The following is a 16739-nucleotide window of genomic DNA, read 5'->3' as shown; positions in this document are numbered from 1 at the left end:
CTCACATCTCCTGGGGTCGGGCGAGGCGGGTGAACAGCGGGTCGGTGCCGAGCAGTTGGTGGTAGGTGCCCTCGGCCGCCACCCGGCCGCCGTCCATGACGTAGATCCGGTCCGCGTCACGGATGGTGCTGAGGCGGTGGGCGATGACGATGCGGGTGCGGTCCAGGCCGGAGATGGCCTCGGCGACGTGCCGCTGGGTGGCGTTGTCGAGGGCGGAGGTGGCCTCGTCCAGCAGCAGGACGGCGGGGCGCCGCACCAACGCCCGGGCGAGCAGCATCCGTTGGACCTGGCCGCCGGAGAAGCCCTGGGCGTCCTCGCCGATCCGGGTGCCGAGTCCGAGCGGCAGCCGGCGCAGCTCCTCGGCGATCCCGGCGAGTTCCGCGGCGTGCCAGATGTCGTCCTCGGTCACGTCCGGGTCGGTGCCGGCCAGGTTCTCCAGCAGCGAGCCGCGCAGCATCCGGCCGTTCTGCAGGACGGCGCCGAGTTGCCGGCGCACCAGGCGCGGGTCCAACTCGGCCAGGTCCCGGCCGTCGTAGCGGACGGCGCCGGACTCGGGACGGTCGAAGCCGAGCAGCAGCCGGACCAGGGTGGACTTCCCCGCGCCGGACGGGCCGACCACCGCCACGAACTCGCCCGGTTCGGCGTGCAGCGAGACGGCGTCCAGCGCGGGGGCCGCCGTGCCGGGGTACCGGAAGGTCGCTCCGTCCAGTCGGACGGCTCCGCGCAGCGGTCCAGGGTCCTGGGCAGTCAGGGTTGTCGACGCCTCGACCGGTTCGGCGAGGACAGGGCGCAGCCGCTCCAGGACGGGGGCGATGCCGTACGCACTCGCGGCGGCGTGGGTGACCTGGCCGAGGGCGAGGGCGACCTGGCCGGCCGCGATACCGGCGGCCATCAGGTGGCCCGGCTGGGTACCGCCACCGAGTGTGGCACCCGCCAACAGGGCGGCCAGCAGCAGGGGTTGGAGTGCGGCAGTGAGCGCGGCCGCGGCGGCGTCGGCCCGCATGGCGGCGGCGTCGGCCCGCTTCTGCTCGGCGAACGGGCCGGCCCAGCGGGCGAAGGCCTGGATCTCCCGGCCGGCCGTCTGGATTTTGTCGATGCCGAGCAGCAGCCCGTACAGCGTGCCGTGCAGCCGCCCGTGCAGCTCGTACACCCGGGACTCGTGCCGCTGACGCAGCCGGCCGAGCGCCAGCAGTGCGGCGGTGGCGACGAGTACGGCGGCCAGCAGCAGGCCGCCGAGCCGGACGTCGACGAGCATCAGGACGGACAGGCCGGAGACGGAGAACACCGCCCCCAGCACCGCGCCCACCAGCACCTCGGACAGCGCCTGGCGGGCCTGCGCGACGGCGTTGGCCCGGTGCACCAGGTCACCGGTGGTGTAGTCGCGGAAGAACCGGGCGTCATGGGCCAGCAGCCGGTCCCAGACGGCCGGTTCGAGCACGCTCTGGACACGTCCGGTGAGCCGGATCGCGGCGGTGTTGCGGACCAGGGCCAGCAGCCAGGACGCGATCACCCCCGAGGCAAGCAGCAGAGCCAGCCAGCGCAGCGGGTGCCGGTCGGCGGCGATCAGGCCGGGGAGCAGCACCCCGGTGCTGAGCGGGACGAGCAGACCGAGCAAGGCGCTGAGCAGGCCCGCCGCCGTCAGCACCGCGAGGTCCCGGCGGGTGCCGGGTGCGGCCAGGGCGAAGCGCAGCAGCTTGCCGGGCGTCGGTGCGCCGGGCGGCAGCGGGGCGTAGAGCAGCAGCGCCCGGCGGGAGAGCGGGCCCTTGTCGAGCCGACGGTGGCCCGAGCCTCGCGGGACCAGGGCGATCGGGCGGCCGTCGGCCTCGGCGTGGGCCACCATCGGCCCGGCCGTGCCGGACGGGTCGCCGTGGCCGTCCGGGCCGGCCGGCAGGGTGACGGGCCGCCAGCGCACCCCGAGCAGCCGCAGCAGGGCGGCGAGCGGGTCGCGGGCGTCCCGGACGGCGGTCGGCAGGGTCTCCGGCGGGGTGACCCCCAGGGCGGGGGCGAGGGCCCGCAGGACGGCGAGCGCCCGGTCGGCCGGGTGGGCGGGGCCGGCCTCGGCGGGCCGCGGCGCGCCCGGGTGCAGCGCGGCGGTGGCGGCGGCCAGCGCCGCGCGGTTGGCGGCTGCGGTGGCGGCCGCGGTGGCGTCGAGTCCCCGGTGTTCCTGGACGGTTGTCATGATGCTTCCCTCCGCCGGGACGGGACGGTCTGGCCGGCTCGCCGCGCCCGCCTCGGCCGGCCGACGGGAGCGCTCTGGGCGGTGCGCCGCGCGGGCTCGGCGGCTTCCTCCAGCAGCGTCCGGTACGCGCCGGGTACGGCGGCCAGTTCGGCCGGGGCGCCCTGCTGGACGATCCGGCCCCCGGCCAGGACGATCACCCGGTCCGCGGACTGGATGGTGCTCAGGCGGTGCGCCAGCACCAGGCAGGCGGTGCCGCGCCGCCGCAGATGGGCGTTGACGGCCGCCTCGGTGTGCGCGTCGAGGGCGGAGGTCGCCTCGTCCAGCACCAGCAGCACCGGGTCGAGGGCGAGGGCGCGGGCCAGTTCGAGCCGCTGGCGCTCGCCGCCGGAGAGGTTGCGGGCGTCCTCCTCGATCCGCCCGCCGTCCAGGCCCCCGCGCCGGCGGACCAGCTCGGCCGCCTCGGCGTCGGCGAGCGCCCGGTGCAGGGCGTCCTCGTCGGCCGCCGGGTTCCAGAGCGTCAGGTTCTCGCGGACGGTGCCCTCGAAGAGCCGCAATTGCTGTTCCACGTACGCGACCTGGCTGCTGACCACCGCCCGGTGCCACTCCTCGCGCGGTCGGCCGTCCAGCAGCACCTGGCCGCTCCACGGTCGTAGCACACCCGCCGCCAGCCGGGCCAGCGTGGACTTCCCGCTCCCGCTGGAGCCGACCACCGCGACCCACTCGCCGGGCCGGACGGCCAGCGAGATGCCGTCCAGGGCGGGCGGCCGGTTGGGGTCGTAGCCGAAGGACACGTCCAGCAGCTCCAGTTCGCCGCGCAGCGCGGCGCCCTCGGCGGGAGCGTCGAGGACGGGCGTCAGGTAGGGGTCGGGCTCGGAGGTCTCGACGTCCTCCAGGAGCGCGTTCTGCGCCCTGGCCATGGTCAACTCGGAGGCGATCCCGACGAGTTGCGAGACCGGGAGGAGGAATCCGTTGAGCAGCAGCAGAAAGGCCAGCAGGGTGCCGACCGGCAGCGAGCCCGCGAGCAGCAGCGAGGTGCCGGCGACCACGACGACCGCCGTGGCGGCGGTGTTGAGTGCGCCCGGCAGGGAGAGCGGCACGAGCACGGCCGTGGCCACGCTCTGACCGGTGTGCATCGCGCGGGCCTGCCAGCCGGCCCAGGAGCGGAAGAAGGAGTCCTCCGCGCCCTCGGCCTTGAGGGTCTCGATCGCCGACACCCCGGCGAAGGCCACACCGTCGCGCTTGTACTGCTCGGCGTGCAGACGGTGCACCATCCCGCCTCGCCTGCGGTCGGCGATCCGCAGCGCGGCCACGTCCAGCAGCGCGACGGCGACCGGTGCGGCGGCCAGGCGCGGCTCCAGCCAGCAGAGTGCCGTCAGGTGGACGGCCGCCGCGGCGGCCGATGCGGCCGCCCCCGCGGCCCGGTGGGAGAGCAGCGAGGCGAGGCCGTCGTTCATCTGCACCCGGGTGACCAGACCGCCGAGCTGCCTGCGGTGGAAGAACGCCCCCGGAAGCCGGAGCATCCGCCACAGGAAGGCGGCCGACGAGCGGGCGGCCATCATCTCCAACACCCTGTTCACCACGGTCTGTTGGAGCCAGGTGCCGAGCAGCACGGTCGCCGCGACCCCGCCGGCGGCCAGGGTCAGCGGCGCGGCCCAGTGCACGGCGCCGCCCACCACGACGGAGGTCAGGTACGCCCGCAGCAGGAAGGCCGCGGCAACCCCGGGAAGGGTCAGCAGGAGCGCGGCCACCACGGCGGCCAGCAGCGCCGGGGCGTACGGGCGCAGGCGGCCGGCGAAGGCGCGCAGCAGCGGCAGCCGTACGCCGCCCCGCTCGAAGTCGGGCCCGGGTTCGAAGCCGACCGCGATGCCGGCGAAGGACTCCCAGAACTCCTCCGGCGAGGCCGAGTAGGAGCCCAGCGAAGGGTCGTTGAGCCGGACCCGGCCGCGCCGGACGCCCTCGAAGACGGCGAAGTGCGGTCCGGTGACCAGCACCATCGCGGGCACCGGCACCTCGGCGAGCCCGAGCAGCCGGTCCTCGCCGCGGACCACCCGGCGGCCCCTCGCGATCAGCCCGTACCGGCCGGCCGCGCGGGCCACGGCTGCGGCGCTCACGCCGTCCCGGCTGACGCCGCAGGCGCGGGACGCCTCCTGGAGGGTGACGCGGTGTCCGAAGGCACCGAGGACGACCGCGAGGCAGGCGGCGCCGCAGTCCTGCTCCTCCATCTGGGGCACCACGGGTGTGCGCAGGTAGCGCCTGGGCTTGCTCACCGCTGCTCCCCCGTCCCGAAGACCGCCTGGTACGGGTGGCGGGCACCGAGGTCGACGGCCACCCGCACGGGGACCGGGCCACCGGCGACGGGGGTCGGCAGCTGCGCGTACGCCGCCCACACCGGCGCGTCGCCGCCCGGCAGGCCGGGCAGCGGCACCGGCAATGTGCCGTCGAGCGAGCGGGCGCGGACGGGCAGCGGATCGACGGCCGTGATCACGGCGCGGACGACCCCGCCTCCCGGCAGCGGCACCAGGACCTCGCGGCCCGGCCGCAGGCGCGCCGCCTCACGCTCGGAGGCGGCGTAGAGCCGCACGGTGGCCGGTGCTGCGGCGGAGTCGAGGGTGACGACCGGCCCGCCTGCGGCCACCGCGCTCCCGGGCGGGGCCAGCACGGCGGTGACGGTGCCCGCGACGGGGGCCCGCAGCTCGGTCCGCTCACCGGTCGGCGTGCGCAGGACGGCGAGTACCTGACCCTCCGTCACCCGCTCCCCCGGCTGGGCCCGTACGTCGAGCACGGAGCCCGCCACGTCGGCGCGGGCGACCGCCGGGGCGGGGCCGTGGGCGATCACGGCGTCCAGGGTGACGGTGTGCGGCAGCGAGCCGAGCGTGGCCCACGCGGTGCCCGCGCCCACGGCCAGCAGCAGGGCTGCGGCGGCGGCCCAGAGCCGGGCGCCGATCAGGCCCACGGGCCGGTCGAGGCCGGGTTCGAGGACGGCGGCCGCCTGGGCCGCGGCGAGCGCGGTGCGCTGCTTCGTGGCGGTGGTGGTGGTCACGGCTGCCCCACCCCCGCCGGGACGAGGCTTTCGCGCGGCGGGCAGTGCACCGGCAGTTCACGCAGGCCGCCGAAGACGAACTGGGTGCTCCACGGCGCCGTGTGCTCGGTGAGCGGCGTGCTGAGCTCGCGCTCGGCTCCCGCCGCCGCCAGGCCGCGCAGCACCGCCGCCCCGGCCATCAGGGAGAGCGGAGCACCGAGACAGTGGTGCGGACCGTGGCCGAAGGCGAGGTGCCGCCGTTCGGCCCGGTCCGGGTCGAAGCGGTCCGGGTCCGGGAAGCGGCGCGGATCGCGGTTGGCCGCCGCGTACAGCAGCAGCGCCACCCGGCCGGCCGGGATCACGGTGTCACCGACGGCGACCTCGTGGGTCAGCGCGCGGGCACTGGCCCGGACGGGGCTGCCGAGGCGCTGGGCCTCGTCGAACACGGCCTCGGCGTCGGCGGGTTCGGCCCGCAGCCGCTCGGCCAGGCCGGGCGTTCTGAGCAGGTGCCAGACCGCGACCGCCAGGCCGGAGGTGAGCGTCTCGAGGCCGTTGGCGAACAACATCACCACGAAGGCGAGCAGGTCCTCGGTGTCCAGCCGGCCCTCGGTCCGGGCCACGGTGAGCCTGCTGATCAGGTCGTCCCCGGGGTCGGCGGCCCGCGCGGCGCACAACTCCTCGACGTACGCCTGGAATTCGGCGAACTCGACGTCCAGGGCGGCGGTCTGCTCGGCGTCGGTGAACGGGTCGAGCAGGGAGCGCGCGACCAGGCCGGCCCAGCCGGTCACCCGGCCCTGGTCGGACTCGGGCACGTCGAGGAGCGCGCAGGAGACGGCGACCGGCAGCGGGACGGCGAGGTCGGCCACCAGGTCGAAGGAGCCGGCCGCGACCAGCGGGGCCAGCAGCCGGTCGGCGGTCGACTCGATCCGCCCGCGGATCTGCTCCAGCCGCCGCGCACTGAAGGCGGTGGTGGCCAGCCGCTTGAGCCGGGTGTGGTCGGCGCCGTCGCGCATCGGCAGCATCCGGGCGACGATCTCGGCGAGCGCCGAGGAGCCCGCCCGGGGCAGGCCGATCGTCGACGGGTCGACGGTGGTGCCGGGGTGCATCAGGACGCTGACGATCTCCTGGTAGCCGGAGACGACGTGCACCCGGCCGAGGTCGAGCACCGGCGCCTCGGTCAGCAGCCGCCGGTAGAGGCCGGGCGGGTCGTGCTGGGCGGCCGGATGCCGGATGAACCGCGTGAGCTCGTGCCGGAGGCTCTCCATCGCCCGGCCCTCCTTGTCATCGATTCGGTGGTGGCCATGCGGGTGCCGCGGTGGGCCCGTCGGACGGGCCCACCGCGGCACTGGTTCCCTTACTCGGCAGCCGAGTTGGAGACGGAGCTGAAGGACGAGACCGGGCAGGCGGCGCAGGCGAGCGAGCTGACGCTGACGCCACCGTTGACGGTGTCCAGCTCCTCGACCTCGATGTCGAACTGCTCGGCGGTCTCGGTCTCGACGATGTCCTTGTTCTCAGCCATGGTGGTTTCCCTCCGGTTCGTGGCGCCGGCCCCGACGGGGCTGGTCGCCGATCGGCGTCGGAATGCTTTCCGGCCCTTTTTCTCCGGCTCGCTTCCGGCGATGAGAGAAATATGCACCCGGGCCTCTGGGCGCCGACAGTACGGGATGTCAGGAAAGCCGTATGGAAAATGCCATACCCTCGACCGTGACCTTTTGAATACCCTCCCACCTGCACAAATGTCCATCCTCCAGCTGCACTTGCACGCACCGCGCCATCGCCTGCACTCTGTTTTCCATGACAACAGAAATGCCTCACGGGAATTCCCGTTCGCCGGCCGTTGAAGTCATCGACCTGCATCGGAGTCACGGCGGCTTCGAAGCCGTCCGCGGCGTCTCCTTCACCGTCGAGCGCGGTGAACTGTTCGCCCTGCTGGGCACCAACGGCGCGGGCAAGACCAGCACGCTGGAGGTCCTGGAGGGCTACCGCCCGCCGTCCTCGGGCACCGTCCGGGTGCTCGGCCTGGACCCGTTCGCGCAGGGGACGGCGGTGCGCCGGCGTACCGGCGTCATGCTCCAGGAGGGCGGCTTCTTCAAGGAGTTGACGGTCCGCGAGACCGTCGACTCCTGGCGCACCTTCCTCACCCGTCCGCGCGGGACGGCCGAGGTGCTGGCCCAGGCCGGCCTGACCGAGAAGGCCGGCACCCGAGTCGGCCGGCTCTCCGGCGGAGAGCGCCGCCGGCTCGACCTGGCGCTCGCCGTGCTGAACGGCCCCGAGCTGCTCTTCCTCGACGAACCCACCACCGGCATGGACCCCGAGGCGCGACGCAACACCTGGCAGCTCGTCAGGGAACTCCAACACGGCGGCACCACCGTGGTGTTGACCACGCACTACCTGGAGGAGGCGCAGCAGCTGGCCGACCGGGTCGCCATCATGGACCACGGCCGGCTCGCCGCCACCGGCAGCGTCGGCGAGGTGCTCTCGGGCCACGGCACCCGGATCAGCTTCCCGCTCCCGGCCGGTCTGCCCGCCACCGCGCTGCCCGAACTTCCCGGGGCTCACGTGGCCGTCGAGGGGCAGCTGGTCGCGTACACCGTCCCGCGCACCGCGCCCGCCCTGGCCGCGCTGCACGCCTGGGCTGCCGCCCGCGAGGTCGAGCTGGACGGTATCGAGGTGCGCGCCGCGTCACTCGAGGACGTGTTCCTGGAGCTCTCCCACCGGAAGGCGGTCGCACGATGACCTGGTTCTCCTACGCCCGAGGCCAGTTCCTGCTCTCCTGGAAGGTGTTCTGGCGCAACCGGCGCTCGACCTTCATCGGCTTCCTGCTCCCCGTCCTGCTCAACCTGGTGGTCGCCGCGCCGCTGCGCGGCAAGGAGATCGGCGGGGTGAACGCCGCGGGCTACACCACCGTCGGCTTCATCGGCCTCGCCCTGGCCACCTCCTTCGTCAACCTGCTGACCGGCATCGTCGCGCGCCGGGACGAGCTGGTCCTCAAACGCCTGCGCGGCACCGAGGTGCCCCCGACCGCGATCTTCGCGGGTCAACTGGGCTCCGGTGCCGCCGTGGTGCTGCTCCAGGTGCTGGTGCTTGGCGGGGTGTCGGTGGGCTGGTTCGGTACGCCGCTGCCCGCCGACCCGCTCCTGCTGCTGCTCGCGCTGGCCGGCGGCTACCTGGTCTTCGCCGTGCTGGCCGTCGCCCTGTCGGGTCTCACGCCGAGCTCCGAGACGGCGCCGCTGGTCGCCACGCCCGTCCTGCTGCTGTGCATGTTCGGCAGCGGTGTCTTCACCCCGCTGGCGTCACTGCCCGAGTGGCTGCGCCTCCCCGCCCACACCCTGCCGCTGGCGCCCGTGGTCCAGACGCTGCGGACGGCCTGGTTCGGCCGCGAGTTCGGCCATGAGAGCTGGGACGGCGGGCCGCTGGCCTCGATCGACCTGCTGCACGGGTGGCAGACGGCCGCACCCCAGCTGCTGGTCCTGGCCGCCTGGGCGGCCGCCGCGGTCGTCCTCACCCGCCGCCTCTTCCGCTGGGAGCCCCGCCACGGCTGAGCAGTCTCAACTCTCCGTCAGGTACTGGACCGTGACCGGGCCGGCCAGCAGATCCGCGACCCTGCGCCGGTACGCGCCGGCGGCGTGCCGCTCGAAGGCGGGCCGACAGGTCCACTCCTCGACCACCGCCATCCGGCCCGGCCGGTTGGGGTCGACGTACAGCTCGTACGCGAGGCAGCCGGGCTCGTCCACGGACGGTTCGATCATGGCCTCCAGCTCGGTCCGCAGCCGGTCCTCCTGGCCCGGCCCGGCCTCGAACCTGGCGACGACGGTCAGCGGCATGCCGCACCTCCTTGCGGGGGCTGCCGTCCAGCAGCCCCCGCACGCGGGTCAGTTGGCGAAGGTGGCGGTGTCGATGACGAAGCGGTACCGGACGTCGCTGGCGAGCACCCGCGCGTACGCCTCGTTGATCTGCTCCACCCCGATCGTCTCGATGTCGGAGCCGATGCCGTGCGAGGCGCAGAAGTCGAGCATCTCCTGGGTCTCCCGGATGCCGCCGATCATCGAGCCGGCCAGGCTCTTGCGGCCGATGATCAGCGAGAACATGTGGACGGCGCTGGGCTCGGCCGGTGCGCCGACGTTGACCAGGGTGCCGTCCACCCTGAGCAGGCCGAGGTAGGCGTTGAAGTCCAGGTTGGCGGAGACCGTGCTGATGATCAGGTCGAAGGAGCCGGCCAGCTCGGTGAAGGTCGCCGGGTCGGCGGTCACGTGGAAGTGGTCCGCGCCGAGCCGGAGGGCGTCCTCCTGCTTGCGCAGGGTCTGGCTCAGCACGGTGACCTCGGCGCCCAGGGCGTGGGCGATCTTGACGCCCATGTGGCCGAGGCCGCCCAGGCCGACGATGGCCACCTTCTTGCCCGGGCCCGCCTGCCAGCGGCTGAGCGGCGAGTAGAGGGTGATCCCGGCGCAGAGCAGCGGGGCGGCCTCGGCGAGGCCGATGCCCTCGGGGATGCGCAGCGCGTAGTTCTCGTCGACGACGATGTGGGTGCTGTAGCCGCCGTAGGTCGGCTGCCCGTCGGGGCCGGCCGGGTAGGTGGCGGTCATGCCCTTCTCGCAGAACTGCTCGTTGCCGGCGAGGCAGTTGGCGCAGGTGCGGCAGGAGTCCACGAAGCAGCCGACGCCGACCCGGTCGCCCACCGCGTACCGGGTCACGCCCGGACCGACCTCGGCGACGATGCCGGCGATCTCGTGGCCGGGCACCATCGGGAAGAGCGCCTGGCCCCAGTCCTCGTTGACCTGGTGGATGTCGGAGTGGCAGATGCCGGCGTACTTGATCTCGATCAGGATGTCGTGCTCCCCGACCGGGCGGCGCGGGATGGTGATGCGCTCCAGTGGGGCCTTGGGCGCGGGGGCGGCGTAGGCGGGGACGGTGGTGACGGTCATGCGAGAGCCTCCGGAAGCGTTGCGATGCGGTGTCACCAAAGATCCTGCCGCCTGCGGAATCCTTCACCCAGGGCCATGGTTCTCCTGGGAACCGCCCAACCTGGGCCTGCCAGAACCACCCTTAGGATCGATGCATGGGTAGCAACAAAGGGGAACTGGGCACCTTCCTGAGGTCTCGCCGAGCGCGGCTGAAGCCCGAGGAGGCGGGCCTGCAGCACTACGGCGAGCGCCGCCGCGTCCCCGGCCTGCGCCGGGAGGAGCTGGCGCAGCTGGCCGGTGTCAGTGTGGACTACTACGTGCGCTTCGAGCAGGGCCGCGCCGAGAACGTCTCCGACTCGGTGGTCGACGCCGTCGCCACCGCGCTGCGGCTGGGGCCGGACGAGCGGGCGCACCTGTACCGCCTGGTCCGGCCGAACATGGGGAGCTGCGCGAGCCCGCTGCCGCCGCAGGAGGTGCGGCCGGGCCTGCGCCGGCTGCTGGACTCGATGCCGGACACACCCGCCGTCATCGTGGGCCGGCACACCGACATCCTCGCCTGGAACGACCTGTTCGCGGCCCTGACCGTCGACCTCTCCGCCCTGCCGCCGGGGCAGCGCAACCTGACCTGGCTGATCTTCTGCCACGAGGAGGCCCGCAGCCGGTACGTGGACTGGGAGACCAAGGCCCGCGAGCTCGTCGCCCACCTGCGGGTGGACCACGGGCGGCACCTGTGCGACGCCGACTTCGCCGAGCGGGTGGCCCGGCTCTCGGAGGAGAGCGCGGACTTCCGCCGTCTCTGGGCCGATCAGGAGGTCCGCGAGAAGACCCACGGCACCTTCCACCTGCGCCACCCGGCGGTCGGCGAGCTCACCCTCGCGTACGAGACCCTGCGCCTGGCCGACGACCCGGACCAGGCCCTGATCGTCCACACCGCGGAGGCCGGCTCACCGTCGGAGGCCGCCCTGCGCATCATCGGGCGCCGGATGCACCACTACGCGCGGGCGTCGACGGAGTGACGGCACCGGGGCGGGCGCGGAGGGCGCCCGCCCCGGCCGGACACCGTCAGGCGATGCCGCAGTACTGCTGCTGCTTGCCGATCGCCCGGTACATGCAGTCGGCGTTCTCCACCAGCCGCAGCACCGCCTCGCGGTTGCGGCTGGTCTCGCGCCCGATCACCTCGTCGGGCGGGTAGAAGCCGCCGCCGCTGCCGCTCTCCCCCGGGTACATCTCGAAGGTGTACGCGAAGATCCTGTGCGCGCCCCACAGCCAGTCGTCGATGGTCCCGTCGGTGATGTACAGGTCGCTCGACTGCTCGGGGGTGTAGCCGTTGGTGCCCGCCATGGTCCGGCCGAAGGTGGCGAAGGTGTTCGCCTCGTCGGCCGTCATGCCGGTGGCGGTGTCCGAGGTGGTCCAGCCGAACGGCCAGAGCACCAGCTCGCTGTAGGTGTGGAAGTCGATGGCCGCGGTGATCTGCTGCTTGCCGCCCACCACCCGGCCGCGGACGAAGTCCGAGACCACCTTGGTCTCCTTGGCGGACTCGGGGGCGCTCCCCCGGTAGGTCTCGCTGGACCTGGAGCCGGAGGAGCCGCCGCAGCAGCCCCACTTGTAGTCCCAGTTGCGGTTGAGGTCGGTGCCGACGTACTTACTGCCCGAGTTGGGCTGCCGGTCCTTGCGCCAACTGCGGTAGCTGCCGGTGGCGATGTCGTACTCGCCGCCGTCCGGGTTGAGGTCCGGGATGATCCAGATCTCCCGGCTGTTCACCGCGCCCGCGACCCGGGAGTCGGTGGCGTACTTGTCGCCGAACTCGTGCAGCAGGTAGAGGGCCATCTCGACGGTGAGGTGCTCCCGGGCGTGCTGGTGGAAGGTGAACAGCACCTCGGGTTCGGCCTCGTCGGTGCCGACGTTGTCGCTGATCTTGACCGCGACGATGTCCCGGCCCTCGTACGACTTGCCGATCACCTGCTTGCTCATGATCGACGGGTGGGCCGCGACCACCGCGTTGATGTCGGCGGTGGCCTCGGCGTAGTTGTGGTACCCGGAGTCGCCCGAGGGGAAGTCGCCCACGGCGCCCGGTGATTGGGCGAGGGCCTGCGGGCCGGGCAGGGCGGTGAGCCGCCAGCCCAGCGCGCGCAGCCGGCCGGCTTCGGCGGCGCTCGCGGTGACCACGACCGAGTCGGTGCGGACGGCGTCGATCGAGACTCCGGTGGCGGCGATCGCGGTGCGCTCGGAGACGGTGCGCGGGCCGTCGACCGTGTACTGCTGGACCGCCTCCTCGGCCGCCGCCGACGTCTCCGGCGCGAGGGGCGGGACGGGCTGCGCGGAGGCCTGGGTGGCCAGCGGGGAGGTGAGGGCGAGGGCGAGCAGAGCGGCAAGAGCCGCAGCGGGTTTGACGCGACGGGGCAGTCGCATGACTGTCCTCCTGTGGGGGTCCGTTGGGACGGAGGGAGGAACGAAGTACGGCGCGCGCCACGACGATGGTGACGGCACTGTCATGGAATCGTCAAGAGAGCGCCGACTTCTGACGAGTGCTCAACAGAGTTTCTTGTCATGTCACCTCGAATCCGCTCGGATGGCCGATGCTGACTCAGGCAGCCCCCGGCACCCCACGAGGAGACTCCGTTGTCCGTACGCCGCACCATCGCCGCCGCCGCACTGCTCGCCGCAGCAGCCGTCACCGTCCCCGCCCAGCAGGCCACCGCCACCGGTACCGCCGACCTCCCCTTCGGCTCCACCACCGCCGTGGGAATCCACAACACCTACGATCCGGCGGCCTTCTCCTACCTCGCGCAGGCGCTGGACACCGGCACCGGCATGATCGAGCTCGACGCCTGGACGGACACCATCACCAAGGAGTGGAAGGTCAGCCACTCCAACCCCCTTGGCAACAGCAACAACTGCGTCAACGCGAGCACCGCCGCCCAGCTCTACAGCGGCGGCGCCAACAAGAACCTGGAGAGCTGCTTCGACGACATCCGGGTCTGGCTCGGCGCCCACCCGCAGGCCGGCCCGCTGGTGGTGAAGCTGGAGCTCAAGGGCGGGTTCGCGGCCAACCGCGGCATGGGCCCGGCCCAGCTGGACGCGCTGATCGGCGCCCACCTCGGCAGCGCCGTGTTCCGGCCCGCCGATCTGCTCGGCAAGGCCGGCGGCGGCTCGTACGCCACCCTGGACGAGGCCGCCAGGGCCGGCAACTGGCCCTCCCGCGCCGCGCTCGCCGGGCGCGTTCTGGTGGACGTCATACCGGGCACCGTGGAGGAGCAGAACCCGTTCGACACCCTGCACACCGACGTCGAGTACTCCCGCTACCTGCGTGACCTCGCCGCCGCCGGCCGGGCCGGCCAGGCCCAGGTCTTCCCCGTGGTGCACGGCGCCACCTCCGGCGACCCGCGGTCCGCGTACGGCGACAGCACCATCAGGCCCTGGTTCGTGGTCTTCGACGGCGACGCGTCCGCGTACGTGGGCCGCATCGACACCGCCTGGTACGACAGCCGCCACTACCTCCTGGTGATGACGGACGCTCAGAACGTGGCGCCCGCGATCAGCGCCACCGACCCGACCGCCGAGCAGGCCCGCTCGCGGACCGTCCAGCTCGCCGCCGCCCACGCGAGCATCGTCTCCAGCGACTGGCGCCACCTGCCCGAGGTGCAGTCGCTGGTGCTCCCCCGCGGCTGAGCCTAGGCTGACCGCCGTCGCACAGGATCGAAGGAACCGGGGGGACGATGGCACGCTGGGCCGTGGTCGTCGAGGAGAACATGGCCAACGGGATCTGGTCCCCGAGGGTGCTCGCCGAGATCGAGGGCACCCGTGAGGACGCGGTCGCCGAGCTGAAGCGCATCGTGCCCGACTTCACGCCGACGCACCCGATGACGGCCAAGCAGCGCACGCTGTACCGGGACGGCGACCGCTACCTTCTCGTCTCCCGGGGCGCGATGCACACGTACCACTGCGTCTTCCGGGTCTGGGAGATGCTGTGGGACAGCAAGCGGCCCGAGGTCCAGGCGGGCCGGCTCGGCGAGGACGCGTAGAGCCGGACGCGTAGAGCCGGACGCGTAGAGCCGGCGCTCCCTCCGGTGGTACCGGAGGGAGCGCCGTCCGCGATCGGGGGATCAGAACTCGGTGGTGACCGCCACCGAGGCGAAGCCCTGCTTGGCGTACAGGCTGATGAAGACCGTGCCCGCCGGCGGGTTGGTGACGGTGAGGGTCTCGGCGTTGCCGGCCTTCACCGAGCGCTGGGTGTAACTGGTCGTGGTGGCCCAGCCCTTGGCGCTGTAGTACAGGTCGGCGTTGCCCGTCCCGCCCGCCGAGGTGATCTTCAGCCGACTGGTCCCGGCCGGGACGACCAGGTACAGGTAGCTGTAGTTCCCGGTGGTCGCCGCGAGGTTGCTGCGCCGGCACTTCTTGCCCAGCTCGCGGTTGTCGGCCGCCGAGCACTCGGGGAGGCCGGCCACGGTGACGGCCTGGGCGGCCGTCGCGGTGGCGCCCTTGTCGTCCGTCACGGTCAGCTTGACGGTGTAAGTGCCGGCCTTGGCATAGGTCTTGGACGGGTTGGCGGCCGTGGAGCCGGTGCCGTCGCCGAAGGACCACTTGCGCGAGACGATCGTGCCGTCAGCGTCCGTCGAACGGTCGGTGAAGGACACCTTCAGACCGCTCACCACCGCCGCGAACCCGGCCGAGGGCGGCTGGTTCACCGGCGTGACGGAGCCGCAGTTCCCGGCCGCGCAGGCTGCCAGCCAGGCGGACCAGTCGGCGTCGTAGCGGGTGCCGATGGTGCTGGTCAGCAGCGTCCGCGCGGCACTCCAGTCACCGGTCCGGTAGTACCCGAGCAGCGTGTCGACGTCCGCCCGGTGCGACTGCAGCATGTAACGGACCGCCAGGTAGCCCCAGTTGTAGATCCGGGTGGTGTCGTTGTCGTACGTGGTGTCGAACAGCGTGCTCAGCTTGTACGTGCCCTTGGCCGCCTGGGCGATCGCGGCGTCGTAGCTGACGTTGCGGTAGGAGTACGAGACGTACTCGGCGAAGCCCTCGATCCACCAGATGGTCGGCGTGGAGACACCGGCGTCGAAGTCGCCGTACATGTCGAACCGGCCGTCGAGGTAGTGGGTGTACTCGTGGTTGAGGTTCCAGATCTGGAAGGCGGGACGCAGCCACTCCGCCTCGTAGGCGACGAAGCGCGGCTGGTTCCCGGCCGCCGCCGGGTCGCCCTCCAGGTACATCCCGCCGTTGTTCGTGCTGATGCCGAAGATCTCCCCGGCGTAGGTCTGGTAGTCGGCGCTGGAGTCGAAGACGACCACCTCGATGGTGGCGTTGTTGTCGTTCGCGACCGGGCCCTTGTCCTTCACGATCCCGTGGACGTAGGCGTCCTGGTTGCGCAGGCTGGTGCAGGTGGAGTCCAGCTCGGCCGGGGTCATCTGCTGGGCGACGATCCGGATGCTCGGGCTGCAGGTGAAGGTGGTGGTCAGCACGGCGCTGCGCAGCCGGGCCGGGAGGTCGCAGGTGTCGTAGTAGGCGCAGTTGGCCTTGTCGAAGGAGTCGGTCATCTCGGCGAGGCCGACCCAGAGCGGGGCCGTCCGGCCGGTGATGGCGCTCTGGCCGAGCAGGTCCTTGACCAGCGGGCGGACCTTGCCCTGAAGGGCGGTGTGCTGGAGGAAGCGGCCCAGTTCGCGGCCGGCGTTGGCGGTCAGGTAGGCCTGGCCGGTGCCGAGCAGCGCGTTGTTCGCGGTGGCGAAGTCGTACAGCGCGTCGGTCACGCTCGGGTCGGCCTGCACGGCCGCGACGAAGTCCGGCGACTGGTGGCCCCGCCAGAGCACGGTGTAGACGTTGTTGACGGCGGCGAGCATCCAGTAGGAGCTGTTGTACGCGGTGGTGTAGCCCGCCAGCAGCCGCTTGACGACGTCCAGGTAGCGGGCGTTCTCCTCGGCGCTGTCGATCAGCGTCACGGCCTCGGCGAGGCTCTGGCCGTTGGCGTCGGTGACGTCGCGCGAGTGGGCGTTCCCGAAGAAGGCGTCGAGCCCGGCCCGGATGGCGGTCTGCAGCGCGGGGCCGTAGGTGCCGACCGTCGAGGCGTTGTACCAGTGGACGAAGTAGCCCGCCCGCAGGAAGAGCACCAGCTGCGCGGCGGAGGTGCTGTTGTCACCCGGGTAGGTGGCCGAGACGTCCCGCAGGCCGTACGCGACGCTGGTCATCTGCGCCTCGCGGAAGGCCGCGTAGGCGTCGTTGCCGGTGAGGCCGAAGAGTGTGTTGACGCAGTCGGTGCTCGACGCCTTGATCTGCTGGACGAGCGCGTCGCCGGTCCTGCCGGTGAAGTCGGCGACGTTGCAGGCGGCGGCGGTCAGGTGCGGCGACGCGGCGCCGTGCTCGCGCGCCTCGGCGACCGGACGCAGCGGCGGCCGGTGGGCCGCGTCCACCGGCTTGTCCTCCGAATCCATCTTCTGGGAAGCGGAGTCGGCGGACGCCGGCTGGGGTGGCGGCACGGACGGAGTGGTACGGCCCGCGGCGGGGGCCGACGCGCGGGCGTGGCCGGCGGGTGCGAGCAGGGTGATGCCCAGACAGCACACCAGCGCTGCTATCAGCAGTCGCACAAGGTCTTTCCGTGCGGGGGCGGTTCTCATGTGGGGGCCTCCCGGGCCGGTCTGCGGCCACGCAT

At 72.9% G+C, this 16739-nt stretch carries 14 protein-coding genes; 5 read left to right on the top strand and 9 right to left on the bottom strand.

What is annotated here, in order from left to right; genetic code table 11:
- Position 1 precedes the first annotated feature (1 nt).
- The 5 genes from FB465_RS27715 to FB465_RS27695 form a co-directional block, all read right to left on the bottom strand.
- Complete coding sequence (locus tag FB465_RS27715) at positions 2-2179, bottom strand: ATP-binding cassette domain-containing protein (RefSeq protein WP_145794849.1); 2178 nt, start codon at positions 2177-2179, stop codon at positions 2-4.
- Positions 2176-4446, bottom strand: a complete 2271-nt coding sequence (locus FB465_RS27710) for an ATP-binding cassette domain-containing protein (protein WP_145794847.1) — start codon at positions 4444-4446, stop codon at positions 2176-2178. The genes FB465_RS27715 and FB465_RS27710 overlap by 4 nt, the downstream gene beginning before the upstream one ends.
- A complete protein-coding gene (locus tag FB465_RS27705) occupies positions 4443-5219 on the bottom strand; it encodes an acyl-CoA carboxylase biotin carboxyl carrier protein subunit (RefSeq protein ID WP_170290701.1) in 777 nt (258 codons plus the stop codon). Before FB465_RS27705 ends, FB465_RS27710 begins: the two co-directional genes overlap by 4 nt.
- On the bottom strand, positions 5216-6463 hold the full coding sequence (locus FB465_RS27700; RefSeq protein WP_145794843.1) for a cytochrome P450: 1248 nt from the start codon (positions 6461-6463) through the stop codon (positions 5216-5218). The genes FB465_RS27705 and FB465_RS27700 overlap by 4 nt, the downstream gene beginning before the upstream one ends.
- Positions 6464-6552: 89 nt before the next feature.
- On the bottom strand, positions 6553-6717 hold the full coding sequence (locus tag FB465_RS27695; RefSeq protein WP_145794841.1) for a thiocillin family RiPP: 165 nt from the start codon (positions 6715-6717) through the stop codon (positions 6553-6555).
- Between the two features lie 287 nt (positions 6718-7004).
- Here FB465_RS27695 and FB465_RS27690 point away from each other — a divergent pair, with 287 nt between their 5' ends.
- Positions 7005-7934: an ABC transporter ATP-binding protein gene (locus FB465_RS27690; protein WP_246192868.1), complete on the top strand. Its 930-nt coding sequence runs from the start codon at positions 7005-7007 to the stop codon at positions 7932-7934.
- Positions 7931-8740, top strand: coding sequence for an ABC transporter permease (locus FB465_RS27685; RefSeq protein ID WP_145794837.1), 810 nt, complete (start codon positions 7931-7933; stop codon positions 8738-8740). The genes FB465_RS27690 and FB465_RS27685 overlap by 4 nt, the downstream gene beginning before the upstream one ends.
- 6 nt (positions 8741-8746) lie before the next feature.
- Here the strand turns inward: FB465_RS27685 and FB465_RS27680 are convergent, their stop codons facing one another.
- Together FB465_RS27680 and FB465_RS27675 are read right to left on the bottom strand one after the other, a co-directional pair.
- Positions 8747-9022, bottom strand: coding sequence for a putative quinol monooxygenase (locus tag FB465_RS27680; RefSeq protein ID WP_145794835.1), 276 nt, complete (start codon positions 9020-9022; stop codon positions 8747-8749).
- Between the two features lie 48 nt (positions 9023-9070).
- Complete coding sequence (locus tag FB465_RS27675) at positions 9071-10120, bottom strand: NAD(P)-dependent alcohol dehydrogenase (RefSeq protein WP_145794833.1); 1050 nt, start codon at positions 10118-10120, stop codon at positions 9071-9073.
- A gap of 134 nt (positions 10121-10254) precedes the next feature.
- On the opposite strand from FB465_RS27675, the gene FB465_RS27670 reads away from it, so the two are divergent.
- Positions 10255-11115 carry a helix-turn-helix transcriptional regulator gene (locus tag FB465_RS27670; RefSeq protein ID WP_145794831.1) on the top strand — a complete coding sequence of 287 codons (861 nt, stop codon included), beginning with the start codon at positions 10255-10257 and terminating at the stop codon, positions 11113-11115.
- A 46-nt stretch (positions 11116-11161) separates the two neighbouring features.
- Here FB465_RS27670 and FB465_RS27665 read toward each other — a convergent pair whose 3' ends face one another.
- The gene (locus FB465_RS27665) at positions 11162-12508 is read right to left on the bottom strand and encodes a M14 family metallopeptidase (protein WP_145794829.1); all 1347 of its coding nucleotides are present in this window, start codon (positions 12506-12508) and stop codon (positions 11162-11164) included.
- A gap of 210 nt (positions 12509-12718) precedes the next feature.
- Between FB465_RS27665 and FB465_RS27660 the strand changes: the two genes are divergently transcribed.
- Both FB465_RS27660 and FB465_RS27655 read left to right on the top strand, forming a co-directional pair.
- On the top strand, positions 12719-13768 hold the full coding sequence (locus FB465_RS27660) for a phosphatidylinositol-specific phospholipase C domain-containing protein (RefSeq protein WP_145794827.1): 1050 nt from the start codon (positions 12719-12721) through the stop codon (positions 13766-13768).
- 47 nt (positions 13769-13815) lie between these two features.
- Positions 13816-14121, top strand: a complete 306-nt coding sequence (locus tag FB465_RS27655; RefSeq protein WP_145794825.1) for a hypothetical protein — start codon at positions 13816-13818, stop codon at positions 14119-14121.
- Positions 14122-14202: 81 nt separating this feature from the next.
- Here the strand turns inward: FB465_RS27655 and FB465_RS27650 are convergent, their stop codons facing one another.
- A complete protein-coding gene (locus FB465_RS27650) occupies positions 14203-16704 on the bottom strand; it encodes a collagenase (protein ID WP_145794823.1) in 2502 nt (833 codons plus the stop codon).
- Positions 16705-16739 lie beyond the last annotated feature (35 nt).

The sequence above is a fragment of the Kitasatospora atroaurantiaca genome (assembly GCF_007828955.1).
In the GTDB taxonomy this organism is placed as follows: Bacteria; Actinomycetota; Actinomycetes; order Streptomycetales; family Streptomycetaceae; genus Kitasatospora; species Kitasatospora atroaurantiaca.
This window is presented reverse-complemented; position numbering and strand designations above follow the sequence as displayed.